The sequence below is a fragment of the Stenotrophomonas sp. PE591 genome (assembly GCF_018320795.1).
GTDB lineage: Bacteria > Pseudomonadota > Gammaproteobacteria > Xanthomonadales > Xanthomonadaceae > Stenotrophomonas > Stenotrophomonas maltophilia.
Genome location: NZ_JAAOKO010000013.1, coordinates 153,121 through 167,502, shown reverse-complemented (window position 1 = coordinate 167,502; position 14,382 = coordinate 153,121). Strand labels below are relative to the sequence as shown.

Annotated in this window: 14 protein-coding genes; all 14 read right to left on the bottom strand. The window is 68.5% G+C overall.

Going from position 1 to position 14,382, the window contains the following annotated elements; genetic code table 11:
- Positions 1 to 37 precede the first annotated feature (37 nt).
- The 14 genes from JLDANKMP_RS21705 to flhB all read right to left on the bottom strand — a co-directional run bounded on the left by JLDANKMP_RS21705 (position 38) and on the right by flhB (position 14,350).
- Positions 38 to 403, bottom strand: a complete 366-nt coding sequence (locus JLDANKMP_RS21705) for a response regulator (RefSeq protein ID WP_005409521.1) — start codon at positions 401 to 403, stop codon at positions 38 to 40.
- Positions 400 to 708, bottom strand: coding sequence for an STAS domain-containing protein (locus tag JLDANKMP_RS21700; RefSeq protein WP_005409522.1), 309 nt, complete (start codon positions 706 to 708; stop codon positions 400 to 402). The genes JLDANKMP_RS21705 and JLDANKMP_RS21700 overlap by 4 nt, the downstream gene beginning before the upstream one ends.
- A gap of 285 nt (positions 709 to 993) precedes the next feature.
- A complete protein-coding gene (locus tag JLDANKMP_RS21695; RefSeq protein ID WP_212562081.1) occupies positions 994 to 2,208 on the bottom strand; it encodes a chemotaxis protein CheW in 1,215 nt (404 codons plus the stop codon).
- Entirely contained in the window at positions 2,205 to 2,987 is a 783-nt protein-coding gene (locus JLDANKMP_RS21690) for a ParA family protein (protein WP_005413243.1), read from the bottom strand. The genes JLDANKMP_RS21695 and JLDANKMP_RS21690 overlap by 4 nt, the downstream gene beginning before the upstream one ends.
- A 4-nt stretch (positions 2,988 to 2,991) precedes the next feature.
- Positions 2,992 to 4,008 (bottom strand): flagellar motor protein MotD, encoded by a 1,017-nt coding sequence (gene motD, locus JLDANKMP_RS21685; protein WP_012480097.1) that lies wholly within the window; start codon positions 4,006 to 4,008, stop codon positions 2,992 to 2,994.
- A gap of 1 nt (position 4,009) precedes the next feature.
- Complete coding sequence (locus JLDANKMP_RS21680; RefSeq protein ID WP_005409527.1) at positions 4,010 to 4,750, bottom strand: flagellar motor protein; 741 nt, start codon at positions 4,748 to 4,750, stop codon at positions 4,010 to 4,012.
- A 101-nt stretch (positions 4,751 to 4,851) separates the two neighbouring features.
- Positions 4,852 to 6,681 (bottom strand): chemotaxis protein CheA, encoded by a 1,830-nt coding sequence (locus JLDANKMP_RS21675; RefSeq protein WP_212562080.1) that lies wholly within the window; start codon positions 6,679 to 6,681, stop codon positions 4,852 to 4,854.
- A 2-nt stretch (positions 6,682 to 6,683) separates the two neighbouring features.
- Complete coding sequence (locus tag JLDANKMP_RS21670) at positions 6,684 to 7,289, bottom strand: protein phosphatase CheZ (protein WP_010482455.1); 606 nt, start codon at positions 7,287 to 7,289, stop codon at positions 6,684 to 6,686.
- Positions 7,289 to 7,681 (bottom strand): chemotaxis response regulator CheY, encoded by a 393-nt coding sequence (gene cheY, locus JLDANKMP_RS21665; protein ID WP_005413247.1) that lies wholly within the window; start codon positions 7,679 to 7,681, stop codon positions 7,289 to 7,291. Before cheY ends, JLDANKMP_RS21670 begins: the two co-directional genes overlap by 1 nt.
- Positions 7,682 to 7,738: 57 nt before the next feature.
- Positions 7,739 to 8,482 (bottom strand): RNA polymerase sigma factor FliA, encoded by a 744-nt coding sequence (locus JLDANKMP_RS21660; protein WP_005413248.1) that lies wholly within the window; start codon positions 8,480 to 8,482, stop codon positions 7,739 to 7,741.
- Complete coding sequence (locus JLDANKMP_RS21655; RefSeq protein WP_005409532.1) at positions 8,479 to 9,366, bottom strand: P-loop NTPase; 888 nt, start codon at positions 9,364 to 9,366, stop codon at positions 8,479 to 8,481. Before JLDANKMP_RS21655 ends, JLDANKMP_RS21660 begins: the two co-directional genes overlap by 4 nt.
- Complete coding sequence (gene flhF / locus JLDANKMP_RS21650) at positions 9,353 to 10,969, bottom strand: flagellar biosynthesis protein FlhF (protein WP_058980013.1); 1,617 nt, start codon at positions 10,967 to 10,969, stop codon at positions 9,353 to 9,355. The genes JLDANKMP_RS21655 and flhF overlap by 14 nt, the downstream gene beginning before the upstream one ends.
- A 145-nt stretch (positions 10,970 to 11,114) precedes the next feature.
- Positions 11,115 to 13,175, bottom strand: coding sequence for a flagellar biosynthesis protein FlhA (gene flhA / locus JLDANKMP_RS21645; RefSeq protein WP_212562105.1), 2,061 nt, complete (start codon positions 13,173 to 13,175; stop codon positions 11,115 to 11,117).
- Between the two features lie 44 nt (positions 13,176 to 13,219).
- Positions 13,220 to 14,350: a flagellar biosynthesis protein FlhB gene (gene flhB / locus JLDANKMP_RS21640; RefSeq protein WP_212562079.1), complete on the bottom strand. Its 1,131-nt coding sequence runs from the start codon at positions 14,348 to 14,350 to the stop codon at positions 13,220 to 13,222.
- Between the last annotated feature and the right edge of the window lie 32 nt (positions 14,351 to 14,382).

Here is a 14,382-nt window from a genome sequence, read left to right as displayed (position 1 = left end):
TGGTCCGGAAGCGAAGAAGGGGAGCGGTGCGGGGCGATCAGCCCAGCACTTTCTGCACGGTGGCGACCAGCTGTTCCGGATTGAACGGCTTGACCAGCCAGCCGGTGGCACCGGCGGCCTTGCCTTCGGACTTCTTGTCGGCGGCCGATTCGGTGGTCAGCATCAGCAGCGGGGTGAACTTGTAGTCCGGCAGCTGGCGCAGTTCGCGGATCAGCGCGATGCCGTCCATGTTCGGCATGTTGACGTCGGTGACCACCGCGTTGAAGCGCTGGCCCTTGGCGCGACCCAGCGCGACCGCGCCGTCTTCGGCTTCTTCGACGGCAAAACCGGCCGAGGTGAGGGCGAAGGAAACCATCTGGCGCATCGACGCCGAATCGTCCACCACCAAGATACGTGCGCTCATGCAGCGTTCTCCACAGATTTCAGGTTGTCATGGGTTACGTCCAGGCCCAGGGCCTGGGTGACGCCCAGCAGGCGCGCGGCGTCACGGAAGGTTGCGGTGCAACCGTGGAAGCCGGTGCCCAGGCCTGCCTCGCGGCGGGCCTGCACGAATGCACACAGCACCTGCACGGCGGCCGTGTGGATGCGGGCGACCTGGCTTGCATCCAAGGTCAGCTCGCCTGCCTGCGCCACCAGCGGGGCGAGGCGGTTCTTGAGCTCGGTGCTGCTCTCGATGCCGAGATCCTCACCCAGTTCGACAGTGCTCATCGTTGCTCCGGACAAACGGTTCCGTGATCCATAACGGCACCCCGGCGGGGTTCTTTAGAGGAATCGACGCGGTGCGTCGACGCGGTCGCAGCTGAAAAGGGGACGGAGGGGATCAAGTCGCAAGCGACCTGGCTCTACTGCAGCCCCTCGGCAACGGCGACCGCGCAGTAGGGACGTAAGGTGTTGATCCAACGGATCAACTCCTTGTGTCCCCGACAGGCACCGCGTCGGCGCAAAGCGCCGAGCCACTTGCGACTTAATCCCCTCCGTCCCCTTTTTTCCAGATCAACTCAACAGCCGTGTGGCGTCCAGCAGGATCATCGGGCGCTGGCTGACCCGGGCGACGCCGCGGAACAGATCATTGGAGATCTGGCAGATGCGGGCGGTATCCGGGGGTTCGATCTGTGAATCGGTGAGGTTGGCGACATCTTCCACTGCCGACACGCGCAGGCCGATGGTCTCGCCGTCTTCTTCCAGCACCACGATGCGGGTCTGGGCATCGTCTTCTGCTGCTGCGGCGCCGAGGTGCAGGCCGAGGTCCATCACCGGCACCACCTGGCCACGCAGGTTCATGATCCCGAGCATCGCCGGTGCCGTGCCGCGCAACGGCAGCAGTGGCACCGGCAACACCACTTCCTGCACTTTCAACAGTTCCAGCGCATAGGCCTGGGTCCCGCAGCGCAGGCGCAGCCAGCGCGAGGTGCGCTCGCCGGCGCGGCGGTTCTGCGGGTGCGGGCTGCTGGCGGGCTGGTGCGCCTGCGCCTGCAGCTCCTGCCAGGTACCGGGACGGTTGGTGGCCGGGGCATCCAGGGCAACGCGGGGCGGCGGCGCGGCGGCAGCACGCGCGGCCGGGGCGGGCGCGGGTGCAGGGCGCGGTGCCGGGGGCGCAACCACGGCCGGTGGCGGCGTGGGGACATCCTCGCCACCCGCAGCGGCTTCGAACGCAGCCTGCAGACCGGGGCTGTCAGTGTGGGCGAGCTGATGGCTGTCGGCCGCGTCGGTCTCGTAGATCACTTCGTCGGGCAGGTCGTCCCAGGTGGGCTCCGGGCCGGCCTTGGCCGGGGTCGTCTCGTGGATCACCTCGTCAGGCAGGTCATCCCAGGTCGGTTCGCGCTCGGGAGCGGCGACCGGCATTGCGGCGGCCTCGAAGGCGGCTTCCAGTGCTGCCTCGTCCTGTGCCGGGGCAACGGCAACAGCGTCCGTCTCATAGATCACTTCAGCGGGCAGATCGTCCCAGGTGGGCTCGCGCTCGGCCGTTGTGGCCGCCTCGAAGGCGGCTTCGAGCGCGGCGTTGTCCACGGCAGGCCCCGCGGCGACGGTGTCGGTTTCGTAGATCACCTCGGCCGGCAGGTCATCCCAGGTCGGCTCGCGTTCCGGTTCCGATGTGCTGTCCGGAGCCGGGGCGGCGCTGTCCGGCGTTGGCAGCACGACGGCCGCCGGGGGGATCGCTTCGCCCAGCAGTTCGTCCAGGTAGTCGTCCAGTACGCCGGTGCTGTTCATGCGGCCTGCTCCAGGGCACGGGCATCCTCACCGAGGATCCAGTTCAGTGCGCGGCGATAGGCGGCCAGGCCGCGGCCCGGGTAGTCTTCACCAACGCTGGGCAGGGTCAGGCCTGCGGCATTGCTGATGCGGGTGTCGATCGGAATGGCGTCTTCCCACACGCGGGTGCCATGGCGATCCTGCATCGTGCGCAGCGACTCATTGCCGGCGCGGGTGCGGCGGTCGAACAGGGTCGGCAGGATCGAGATCGGCAGCGGGCGGCGGCGCGAGCGCTCGACCATCTCGCCGGTGCGGACCATGCCGTCCAGGCCATGCAGGGCCAGCGGCTCGGCCTGGGTGGGAATGATCAGGCGGTCGGCAGCGGCCAGCGCGTTGATCATCAACAGGCCAAGGGTGGGGGCACAGTCCAGCAGGATGTAGTCGTGCTGGCCCTGGTGACGCGCCAGTGCGTTCTGCAGGGCCAGGCCGAGGCCGGGCTGGTTGGCGCTGCGGCGCTCCAGCGTGGCCAGCGCCGACTGCGCGCAGACGTAGTCCAGGCCGTGGATGCTGCTGGCATGGCACAGGCTGGAAAGATCGGCCGGCGGGGCGCCGAACAGTTCCAGCACGCCCGCCGGTGGCGGATCCACCGGCACGCCGAAGGCGCGGCTGAGCGAGGCATGCGGATCGAGGTCGATCAGCAGCACGCGATGGCCAAGCGCGGCCAGGCCGCGGCCGAGGGCGAGGGTGGTGGTGGTCTTGCCGACTCCGCCCTTCTGGTTGGCGACTGCCCAGATGCGCATCGGTTTACTCCTTCATTGCCGGGGGAACGGCGGCGCCGACGCGGCTGCCAGCCGGCACCGGCGGCAACTTCACCGGTGCGATGGGGGAGGTGGGGGCGGTAGCCGGAGTTGCGGCGGCCTGTTCGGTGGTGTTGTCGTCGACGGCGCCGGTGGCCGCGTTGAGGCGCTGGCCAAGCGGATCCACCGAATGCGAGGTGTCGGCCAGGATGATGACCATCACCCGGCGGTTGCGGTTGCGCCCCTGCGCGCTGTCGTTCTCTTCGCGCGGACGGAACTGGCCATAGCCAACCATCGCCAGCCGTGATGGCTGCACGCCCTGGTCGGCGAACAGGTGCACCACGCTGGCGGCGCGTCCGGCCGACAGTTCCCAGTTCGAAGGGAAGGTGGCGGTGGCGATCGGCACGTTGTCGGTATGGCCTTCCACGCGCACGCTGTTGGGCACGTCGCGCAGCACCTCGGCCAGGCTGGCCAGCGTCTGCCGTGCATGCACGTCCAGCGCGGCCGAGCCGGTGGGGAACAGGATGTCGCTGTTGATCTCCACTTCGATCCACAACTCGGTGCGGCGCACGCTGATCATGCCGCGGTCGATCAGCGGCGCCAGTGCGGCGGTGAGGCGGTCGGCGATGCTGTTGAGCTGGCGCTCGGCACGGGCGATCTGTTCCTGGTTGTGCACGGAGACCGGCATGCGCATCTGCGAGGCCATCGACGGCAGCAGGGTCGGGTCGTGCGACGGCGCGGGCGCGGAGGGGCCGATCTTGGTGCCGGACTTGATCACCGAGGGGCTGTCCCAGCCGCCACCCTGCACCTGCTTGTTACCCACCTGCACCGGATTGATGGTGCGCGGTGCGCCGCCGAAGGCATCGGTGAGCGCGTCGGCCATGATCCGGTACTTGCCCTCGTTGACCGAGGAGATCGCGTACATGACCACGAAGAAGGCGAGCAGCAACGTCATCAGGTCGGCATAGGGGATCGCCCATGCTTCATGGTTGGCGTGCTCTTCGTGGTGCTTGCGGCGCGCCATGTCAGTGCAGGAAGCCGGAGAGGTTGGTTTCGATGTTGCGCGGGTTCTCGCCCTGGGCGATCGAAATCAGGCCTTCAATGACCATTTCGCGGTCGCGGGTGTTGTGCGAGATCACGCTCTTGAGCTTGGCGGCGATCGGCAGGAACAGCAGATTGGCCGAGGCGATGCCGTAGATGGTGGCGGTGAACGCGGCGGCGATGCCGTGGCCGAGTTTGCTCGGGTCGGCCAGGTTCTTCATCACCGCGATCAGGCCGAGCACGGCACCGATGATGCCGAGCGTGGGCGCGTAGATGCCCATCGCTTCGAAGACCTTGGCGCCGGCCTGGTCCTGGTGCTCCTGGCTGCCCAGTTCGATCTCCAGCATGTGACGCATCGATTCGGGTTCAACGCCGTCCACCAGCAGCTGCAGGCCCTTGCGCAGGAACGGGTCCTGCTGCGCTTCCACCTGCGATTCCAGGCCCAGCAGGCCCTGGCGGCGGGCGATGTTGCTCCACTCGACGATCTGCTGGATCAGTTCGCGGCGATCGCTGTGCGGCGGGCGCACGACCCAGCGCACGATCTTGAACGCATGCTTGAACACCGCCGGCGAGGTGTGAAGCAGGATCGCGGCAACGGTACCGACGATGACGATCACGAACGCCGCAGGCGACCACAACGACGCCAGGCCGGCGCCCTTGAGGATGCTGCCACCGACCAGCGAGGCCAGGGCGAGAAAGAGTCCAATGAGGCTGAGTCTATCCATGGTTCCGGTATCGGCTTGTATGAATGGGACTTGAGACACCGGGAGAATGCGTACAGACGGTAGTCACAGTTTTCGGGTCGCCGGGCCATGCCCGGCGGCGTTCAGCGTATGCCGTCCACGTCCAGGATCAGTGCCATGCGACCATCGCCGATCAACGTTGCACCGGCATAACCGCGCGGGCCGCGCAGGGCTTTTGGCAGTGGCTTGATGACCACTTCCTCGCGCCCGCGCACCTGGTCCACGACCAGGCCGAAGCGCGCTTCGCCGGCCTGCAGCACCACGATGGTCAGCAGGGTTGACGCGGCCGGCGTCACATCCAGCCACTGGCGCAGGTCGACCAGCGGCAGGGTGTGCGAGCGGCGATCAAGCACGGCGCGGCCATCGAACCAGCCCAGCGAGGTGCGCGGCGCGTGCAGCACTTCCATCACGCGTGCCAGCGGTAGCGCGTAGACGTCCTCGCCGGCCTGCACCAGCAGGGTCGGCAGGATCGCGAGGGTGAGCGGCACGCGGATCAGGAAGCGGCTGCCACGACCCAGTTCCGACTGGATCTGGATCTGGCCGCTCAGTTCGCGGATGCGCGACTGCACCACGTCCATGCCGACGCCACGGCCGGAGATGTCGGTGACCTGCTGCTTGGTCGAGAAGCCCGGCAGGAACACCAGGTGCAGGCACTCCTCGCTGCTCAGGCGGGCAGCGGCTTCCGGATCGATCAGGCCTTTCTCACGCGCCTTCGCGCGCAGCTTCTCCGGGTCGATGCCGGCGCCATCGTCCTGCACCTCGATGCTGACGTAGTCGCCTTCCTGCTGCGCTGACAGGCGTACATGGCCCATCCGCGGCTTGCCTTGTGCTTCGCGCAGGTCGGGCATTTCCACGCCATGGTCGATGGCGTTGCGGACCAGGTGCACCAGCGGATCGGCCAGTGCTTCGACCAGGTTGCGGTCGAGTTCGGTCTCGGCGCCGACCAGCTCCAGGTCCACTTCCTTCTTCAGCGAGCGGGCGACGTCGCGGGCGACCTTGGGGAAGCGCGAGAACACCTTGCCCACCGGCTGCATACGGGTACGCATCACCGCCGACTGCAGGCGGGCAGTGGCGATGTCCAGCGTCGATACGGCGCGGTCCAGCTCTTCGTCGCGCAGGCGTGCACGCAGGGTCTTCAGGCGGTTGCGGGAAAGCACCAGTTCGCCGATCAGGTTGACGATCGCATCCAGGCGCTTGGTGTCCACGCGCACGGTGTGTTCGGCTTCGGCCAGCGGCTTGGCGGCCGGCTTGGCCGCCGGTGCCGGTGCGGCCGCCGGGCGCGGGGCGGCGGTCGGCGCTGGCGCCACTACCGCAGCGGGCTTGGCGCCCGGTGCGGCGCCACCGTGCAGCTGGTCGAGCAGGGCTTCGAATTCGTCTTCGCTGATCAGTCCGTCGTCAGCCTTCTTCGCTGGCGCGACCGCGGTCGGTGCGTTGCCGCCATGCAGCTGGTCCAGCAGGGCCTCGAATTCGTCGTCGGTGATCAGGTCGCTGGCGGCTGCCGCAGGGGCGGCCGCAGCGACCGGCGCGGCAGTGCCACCGTTCATGTCGAACTGCGCGATCAGGTCCGGCGGCGCATAACCCGGCTCGGTGCCGGAGGACACGGCGTCCAGCATCGACTGCAGGTAGTCCAGCGATTGCTGGGCGGCGTCGAAGTGGTGGGCCTGCAGCACCGCCTGCCCGGCACGCGCGATGCCCAGGGCCTCTTCAGCGGCGTGGCACAGCTCGACCATCGCCGTGACGCCAAGGAAGCCGGCACCGCCCTTGAGCGTGTGGTATCCACGGAACACCGCGTTGAGCTGCTCGGTGTCCTGCGGTGCCTGCTCCAGCGACACCAGCTGTTCGCCCAGGCGATCCAGGATTTCCTGTGCCTCGATGATGAAATCGGCAGTGATGTCGTCGGATACCGCGCTCATGCTTACAGCCCCAGATCCGACAACAGGTCGTCGGCGTCGTTCTGCGAGACCGCGTGGCGGTCCAGTCCCTTCAGTGCCGGCCCGGCCAGTTCCGGGTCGGTGCGATGCTGTTCCGGCGGCAGGCCGAGTGCGCCGAAGCCCTCGTGCACGCGGCGGACGATGCCGACCACGCGACGGATGATCTGCCCGGTCAGGTCCTGGTAGCTCTGGGTCAGGGCGATCTCGGTCAGGTTGTGGCGGATGCGCTCGAGCTGCGCGTCCTGGCCCGGCTGCAGGCCTTCAGCACGCAGCTGTTCGGTCAGGCTGCGGCATTCCTCGGCCAGGTCCAGGGTGCGGTGCGTGGCCTGTTCGGTCATGGCCACCACGTGGTCCAGGCGTGCGCAGGCGTCGTCCAGCTCACCGGCCTCGCTGGGCACGGTCGGCAGCTCACCCAGTGCCTGCCCCAGCTCGCGGGCCAGCCGCGAGAGGCCGCTCATCATCGGCTGCGTACGCAGCGCGACCAGTCCGTCGATGCGCTGCCGCCAGGCGGCCTCGTCACCGGACTCGAGTGCGTCCAGGGCTTCCTGCAGGCGCAGGGCGAGGGCGCTCTTGTCGACCGTGGTATCCATCAGGCGCTGGCCGCCAGGCGTTCGAAGATCTTGCCGAGCTTCTCTTCCAGCGTCTGCGCAGTGAACGGCTTGATGATGTAGCCGTTCACGCCGTTCTGGGCGGCTTCGATGATCTGTTCGCGCTTGGCTTCGGCGGTGACCATCAGAACTGGCAGGGTCTTCAGCTTGGCATCGGCACGGATCGCCTTCAGCAGCTCGATGCCGGTCATCACCGGCATGTTCCAGTCGGTGACCACGAAATCGAACGGCTGGCTCTGCAGCAGCGACAGCGCGGCATGCCCGTCCTCGGCTTCGGCGGTATTGGTGAAGCCCAGATCGCCCAGCAGGTTCTTGACGATCCGACGCATGGTCGAGAAGTCATCGACGATCAGGATGCGCATGTTCTTGTTCAAAGCAGAGTTCCTTTGTTGTTCATTCCGGGCGGCCGGGGGCAGCCGCCTCGGGCATGTTCATTCTTCCAGGCCGGCGTCCGCCGCCTCGAAAATCTTGAGCCGGCCACGCAGGCGCAGCACCGCCTGGCCGTGGATCTGGCAGACCCGCGACTCGCTCACGCCGAGCACCGCGCCGATCTCCTTCAGGTTCAGTTCCTGCTCGTAGTAGAGCGAGAGCACCAGCTGTTCGCGCTCGGGCAGGTGGCCGATGGCCTTGCCCAGCTCGCGGCCGAACTCACCACGCTCCAGCACCTGCTGCGGGGTCGGGCCGCCCTGGGCGACGGTGTCCAGCTCGCCCTGGTCCTCGATGCGCGACTCCAGGCTCAGCACCTGGCCACGTGCGGCGTCTTCCATCAACCGCAGGTATTCGGGCAGCGGCATCTCCATCGCGGCGGCCACTTCGGTGGCGCTGGCGGCGCGGCCGCTGCTCTGTTCCAGGCGGCGGATGGTGGCGGCGGCATCGCGTGCACGGCGGTGCACGGAGCGCGGCACCCAGTCGCCACGGCGGATCTCGTCGATCATCGAACCGCGGATGCGGATCGAGGCATAGGTCTCGAACGAGGCGCCCTGGTCGGCGTCGTAGCTGCGCGACGCTTCGATCAGGCCCATCATGCCGGCCTGGATCAGGTCGTCCACTTCAACGCTGGCCGGCAACCGCGCGGCCAGGTGGTGGGCGATGCGCCGCACCAGGTCCGAATGCTGGGCGATGACCTCGTTGGCCGCCGAGCGCTGGACTTCCCTGTACTGGGCTGCGCCTTTCATGCGGCCACCCCGCGCTGCTTGAGGATGCGCTCGAGGAAGAACTCGACGCCGCCGCGTGGTTCGGTCGGCGCCTGCCAGCGTGCGGTTCGACGCGCGATCTCGGTGATCGCCAGCGCGGCCGGGCTGGACGGGTAGGCCTTCACCACCGGCTGCTGGCGCTGCACCGACAGGCGCAGCCAGTCGTCCTGCGGCACGCAGCCCAGGTAGTTCAGCGAGACATCGGCGAGGAACTTCTCGCAGACGCGGGTCAGCTTTTCGTACAGCACGCGGCCCTCGTTGGGGTCGCGCACCATGTTGGCCACTACCTGGATGCGGTCCACGCCGCGTTCTCGCGACAGCACCTTGATCAGCGCGTAGGCGTCGGTGATCGAGGCCGGCTCGTCACAGACCACCACCACGGTGTCCTGCGCGGCCTGGCAGAAGGTCAGCACGCCGTCGGTGATGCCTGCGGCGGTGTCCACCACCATGATGTCCAGTTCGCGTTCCAGCTCGGAGAACACGTTGACCAGGCCGACGTGCTCGGCCGGGGCCAGCTCGGCCATGTGCCGGCGGCCGGACGCGGCCGGCACCACCAGCACGCCGTTCGGGCCTTCGACGATGACGTCGTCCAGCGAGCAGCGGCCGGCGACCAGGTCGGCCAGCGTGAAGGTCGGGTTCAGCCCCAGGATCACGTCGATGTTGGCCAGGCCCAGGTCGGCGTCCAGCAGCAGCGTGCGCTTGCCCATGCCGGCCAGTGCCACCGCCAGGTTGGCGGACACATTCGTCTTGCCCACGCCGCCCTTGCCGCCAGTGACGGCAATGGTGCGCACAGGGCCGAGCGGCTCGCTGCGGGTGGCCGACAGCGGGAAGGTCTTGGTCAGCTTGGCGTACTCACGCGACGGCATGGTTCAACTCCGGGTTGCAGGGCATATCGGCCGCGCGGCGCAAATCTTCAAGGCGAAGTACGAGATTGGCCGCACTGGCCCGGTGCAGGTCCTCCGGAACGTCCTGGCCATCGGTCACCCAGGTGATCGGCAGGGCGTGGTCCACGGCCACTGACAGGGCGTTGCCGAAGCGGCCGGTCTCGTCCAGCTTGCTCAACACCAGGCCCTGCAGGTTGGCGGCGCCGAAGCGGCGGACCACCTCGTCCATGTCGCCGAAGCTGGTGTTGGCCGGCAGCACCAGCAGGGTGCGTACCTGGCGGGCGGCGCGCAGCCACTGCAGCTGCGCGGCCAGCGCGCGGTCGCGCGGGCCCAGGCCGGCGGTGTCGATCAGCACCAGCTTGTAGTCCTTCAGGCGTTCCAGCAGCTGGTCCAGGTCGGTGCCGCTGTTGGCCTCGTGCACCGCGATGCCGAGCTGGCGGCCGTAGCCGTACAGCTGCTCGCGGGCGCCGATGCGGGTGGTGTCGGTGGTGACCAGGGCCACATCGCGCGGCGCATGCTTCTCGGCGAAGCGCGAGGCCAGCTTGGCGATGGTGGTGGTCTTGCCGGCGCCGGTCGGGCCGACCAGGGCGATCACGCCGCCTTCTTCCAGCGGGTCGACCGGGGCGATCGGCAGCTTGCGCGAGATCAGCCCCAGCATCAGGCCGCGGCCACGATGGGCTTCGGTCTCCAGCGGGATCTGCATGGCCACGTCGCGGGCCAGCCCGGCGTCGAAACCGTACTCGTCCATCAGGTCCAGCGCGGTGGCGCGCACCGGGCTGCCACGCAGGCGCTCGTCGGTGAAGCGGTTCATCTCGCGCTCGATCACCTGGCGCATGCCGGCCACTTCCTGGCGCAGCTGGCGGATCTCGGCGTCGTCCTGGGCAACCACGGTCAGCGTCGGTGCCGGGGCCAGCATGGGGGCCGGGCTGGCTTCGCCGGCGGCTTCGGCCGCTGCCGGTTCGCTGGCGGCGATCCCGAGCTGCGCTTCGGTCACGGCAGCGGTCGGCAGCGGCGGCGGCTGCACGGCCGGGGCCACGCTTTCGTGATGCATGTCGCGCGGCGGGTCGATCTGGAAGCGGGCGCGGTTGGCCGGCACGGTGGCGGCCGGTGCAACGATGGCCTCGGCGAACGGGGCGAAGCTCTGTTCGGGCAGCGCCGGTTCGTTGACGGCGGCGCGCGCCAGGGTGGCGGCGAAGCCAGTGCTGCCACGGGTCGGCACGATCTCGTCGGCGCTGTCCAGGGTACGGCCGGTGGCCCCAACGGCCGCACGGGCGAGGGCGGCCACGGCCGAGGTGGTGGCGGCGACCGGTTCCGGCGCCGGGGTGCTGCTGCGGCGGCGGGTGACCGCGGCGATCACCGCGTCAGCAGCGGTGCGCGGCTTGGGTGCCGGCGGCGGTGCGACATCCCGGCGCGAGGCTTCCAGTGCACGCTGCACGGCGCTCTCGTCGTAGTTGGCCGCGGCGACGATCTCGACGCCTTCCTCGATCCGGCGGTTGGACAGGATCACGGCGTCAGGACCATGTTCCTTGCGCACCAGGTTCATGGCCGAGCGCATGTCGGCGGCGACGAATCGTTTGATTTTCATGCTGTGGTCACGGGACGAAGACGGCGGGGTGGCGGTCGGAGAACTCGGGTGGTCGGTGGTCTGCACGGTGCGGGTTCCCCTTGGTATCTGTCTGTTGCGTTGGTTCGAAGGTGGTGTCTGTTTTCTGGCGCATCGGTGGGCGGCGTCAGCTGATCGTTCCGACCAGCTTCAGGCGCTTGTCCTCCGGCACCTCGCTGTAGGCCAGGACCGACAACGACGGAACGCTGTGGCGGACCAGGCGCGCCAGCGCGGCGCGCACCGGGCCCGGTACCAGCACGACCGCCGGCTCGTTTCGCGCTTCCTGCTTGCTGACACATTCGGCCAGGCTCTGGTGCAGTCGCTCTGCGAGTCCGGGTTCCAGCGCGGCGCCGTTGCCCTGCGTGGACTCCTGCAAGACACGTTCCAATTGCGGGTTGAGGGTGAACACCGGCAGCTCCGCCGACATTCCGGCGATCTCCTGCACGATGAAGCGGCCCAGCGCGGTGCGCACGGCGGCGGTCAGCACCGCCGGGTCCTGGCTGCTGGGCGCGTGTTCGACCAGCGCCTCGGCGATCTTGCGCAGCTGGCGGATCGGGATGCGCTCGACCAGCAGGTTCTGCAGCACGCGCACCACCGCCGACAGCGGCAGCGCCTTCGGCGTCAGATCTTCGACGAGCTTGGGCGCGCTCTTGGCCAGGTTGGCCAGCAGGTGCTGCACTTCCTCGTGGCCGAGCAGTTCCGGCGCATGTTCGCGGATCAGGTGCGAGAGGTGGGTGGCCACCACGGTGGCCGGGTCGACCACGGTGTAGCCCAGCGTTTCAGCCTGGGCACGCTGGTGCGGCTGGATCCAGGTGGCATCCAGGCCGAACGCGGGATCCTTGCCGGCAATGCCCTCCAGGGTGCCCAGCGCGCTGCCCGGGTCCAGCGCCAGTTCGCGGTCGGGGTGGATCTCGGCGGTGGCCACCGGCACGCCGTGCACCAGCACGCGGTAGCCGTTGGCGGGCAGTTCCAGGTTGTCGCGGATATGCACCGACGGGATCAGGAAGCCGACGTCCTGGGTCAGCTTGCGGCGCACGCCCTTGATGCGCGCCATCAGTTCGCCGCCCTGGTTGCTGTCCACCAGCGGGATCAGCCGGTAGCCGACCTCCAGGCCCAGCGGATCGACCGGGCGCAGTTCGTCCCAGCTCAGTTCGGCGGTCGGCGCAGGTGCCGCCGGGCGGCCGAGTGCGTTGAGTGCGGCCGCCTCATTGCCGGCGGCTGCCGGGTCGGTGGCTGCGGCCTTGCCCTTGCGGTAGACCTTCCAGGCGATGAAGCCGAGGATCGCGGCCAGCGTCAGGAAAGCGACGTTGGGCATGCCCGGCACCAGGCCGACCACGCCGATGATGCCGGCGGTGATCGCCAGCGCGCGGTACTGGCCGAACACCTGGCCGGTCATCGCCTGGGCCATGTCCTGCGAGCGCGAGGCGCGGGTGACCAGCATCGCCACGGCGCTGGAGACCAGCAGGGCCGGCAGCTGCGCCACCAGGCCGTCACCGATCGACAGCAGGGTGTAGGTAGCTGCCGCGTCGCCGAACGGCATGCCATGCTGCAGCACGCCCACGGCCAGGCCGCCGAGCATGTTGATGAACAGGATCAGGATGCCGGCGATGGCATCACCGCGGATGAACTTGCTGGCACCGTCCATCGCGCCGTAGAAGTCGGCTTCCTCGCGGACTTCCTCGCGGCGCAGCTTGGCTTCTTCACGCGTCAGCAAACCGGCGTTGAGGTCGGCGTCGATCGCCATCTGCTTGCCGGGCATCGCGTCGAGGATGAAGCGCGCGGTCACTTCCGAGACGCGGCCGGCGCCCTTGGTGATCACCACGAAGTTGATGATGGTGAGAATCGCGAACACCACGATGCCCACCGCGTAGTTGCCGCCGATCACGAATTCGCCGAAGGCGGCGATGACCTTGCCCGCGGCGTCGTGGCCGTTCTGGCCGTTCAGCAGGATGACGCGGGTGGAGGCCACGTTCAGCGCCAGCCGCAGCATGGTGGTGATCAGCAGCACGATCGGGAAGATGGTGAAGTCCAGCGGGCGCTTCACGTAGACCACCGCCAGCAGCACCATCAGCGAGATGGCGATGTTGAAGGTGAACAGCGCATCGAGCACCGGCGCGGCCAGCGGCACCACGACCATGGCCAGCAGGGCCAGCACGATCAGCGGCGCGCCAAGGCCCTGGCGGATCATTTCCAGGGCGCGGCGGGTGTTGAAACCGGTGGAGGGCTGGGCGCTCACGGGCGGCCTCCCTTGCCGAATTCATCCACCTGGATGTGCGGGGCGTCCGGCATCGGGCCAGTGCGCCAGGCGCGCAGCTGGTAGACGTAGGACAGGACCTGGGCGACGGCCGAATACAGTCTCACGGGGATTTCCTTTCCGAGTTGGCCTTCCCGATACAAGGCGCGTGCCAAAGGCGGGGCGGAGACGATCGCCACCTTGTTGCCGTCGGCCACTTCACGGATGCGCAGGGCGGTCTCGTCCACGCCCAGCGCGACCACGGTTGGGGCGTTCATAGCGCCTCCCTCGTACTTCAACGCCACCGCGTAGTGGGTGGGATTGACCACCACCACGTCGGCCGTGGGCACTGCTTCCATCATCCGGCGATTGGCCATCTGCTGCTGCAGCTGGCGGATGCGGCCCTTGACCTCGGGGCTGCCTTCGCTTTCCTTCATTTCCCGGCGCAGTTCTTCACGGGTCATCTTCAGCTTGCGCATCCAGTTCCAGCGCTGGTACGGCGCGTCGATGGCGGCCAGCACCAGCATCGCGCCGGCGGTGGCCAGCAGCAGGCGCAGGGTGAAGCCGAGGCCGTCGGTGATGGCAGTCTCCAGCGGGTGGTGGATCAGCCCGCGCAGGGTGTCAAAGCCGGTCCACACCACCAGTCCGGCGGCGACGCCGACGAAGGCCACGCGCAGCAGCGACTTGGTGAACTCGGCGATGGCCTCGGGCCCATACAGGCGCTTGAGCCCGCTCATCGGGTTCATGCGGTTGATGTCGGGCAGCAACGCCTTCTGCGACCAGCGCAGGCCGCCCATCACCAGCGGTGCGACGAAACTGGCCAGCAGGCAGACCAGCACCAGCGGCGCGATCACCAGCATGAACTGCAGCAGCAGGTCGCCGAAGTGGCCGAACAGTTCCTTCGGGTTCTGCCGCAGGCCCTGTTCCGGGCTGAGCGCCTGCTTCATCCAGGCCGTGGCGCCACGGCCGATCGAGCCGCTCATGGCCATCACTGCCAGCACGCCGGCACCGAACACGGCGGCGGTGCCGAGTTCGCGCGAGCGCGGCAGGTTGCCTTGTTCACGGGCGTCGCGCAGGCGTTTTTCGGTAGGTTGTTCGGTCTTTTCGCCGGCGGATTCGTTCTCGGACATCACGGGCACTGCGGCAGGGGATGCCGGGGTGC

Bases quoted from the DNA above. Each gene is read 5' to 3' on its own strand.
- JLDANKMP_RS21705 (WP_005409521.1), bottom strand. From the start codon at position 403: ATGAGCGCACGTATCTTGGTGGTGGACGATTCGGCGTCGATGCGCCAG.
- JLDANKMP_RS21700 (WP_005409522.1), bottom strand. From the start codon at position 708: ATGAGCACTGTCGAACTGGGTGAGGATCTCGGCATCGAGAGCAGCACC.
- JLDANKMP_RS21695 (WP_212562081.1), bottom strand. From the start codon at position 2,208: ATGAACAGCACCGGCGTACTGGACGACTACCTGGACGAACTGCTGGGC.
- JLDANKMP_RS21690 (WP_005413243.1), bottom strand. From the start codon at position 2,987: ATGCGCATCTGGGCAGTCGCCAACCAGAAGGGCGGAGTCGGCAAGACC.
- motD (WP_012480097.1), bottom strand. From the start codon at position 4,008: ATGGCGCGCCGCAAGCACCACGAAGAGCACGCCAACCATGAAGCATGG.
- JLDANKMP_RS21680 (WP_005409527.1), bottom strand. From the start codon at position 4,750: ATGGATAGACTCAGCCTCATTGGACTCTTTCTCGCCCTGGCCTCGCTG.
- JLDANKMP_RS21675 (WP_212562080.1), bottom strand. From the start codon at position 6,681: ATGAGCGCGGTATCCGACGACATCACTGCCGATTTCATCATCGAGGCA.
- JLDANKMP_RS21670 (WP_010482455.1), bottom strand. From the start codon at position 7,289: ATGGATACCACGGTCGACAAGAGCGCCCTCGCCCTGCGCCTGCAGGAA.
- JLDANKMP_RS21660 (WP_005413248.1), bottom strand. From the start codon at position 8,482: ATGAAAGGCGCAGCCCAGTACAGGGAAGTCCAGCGCTCGGCGGCCAAC.
- JLDANKMP_RS21655 (WP_005409532.1), bottom strand. From the start codon at position 9,366: ATGCCGTCGCGTGAGTACGCCAAGCTGACCAAGACCTTCCCGCTGTCG.
- flhF (WP_058980013.1), bottom strand. From the start codon at position 10,969: ATGAAAATCAAACGATTCGTCGCCGCCGACATGCGCTCGGCCATGAAC.
- flhA (WP_212562105.1), bottom strand. From the start codon at position 13,175: ATGATCCGCCAGGGCCTTGGCGCGCCGCTGATCGTGCTGGCCCTGCTG.
- flhB (WP_212562079.1), bottom strand. From the start codon at position 14,350: ATGTCCGAGAACGAATCCGCCGGCGAAAAGACCGAACAACCTACCGAA.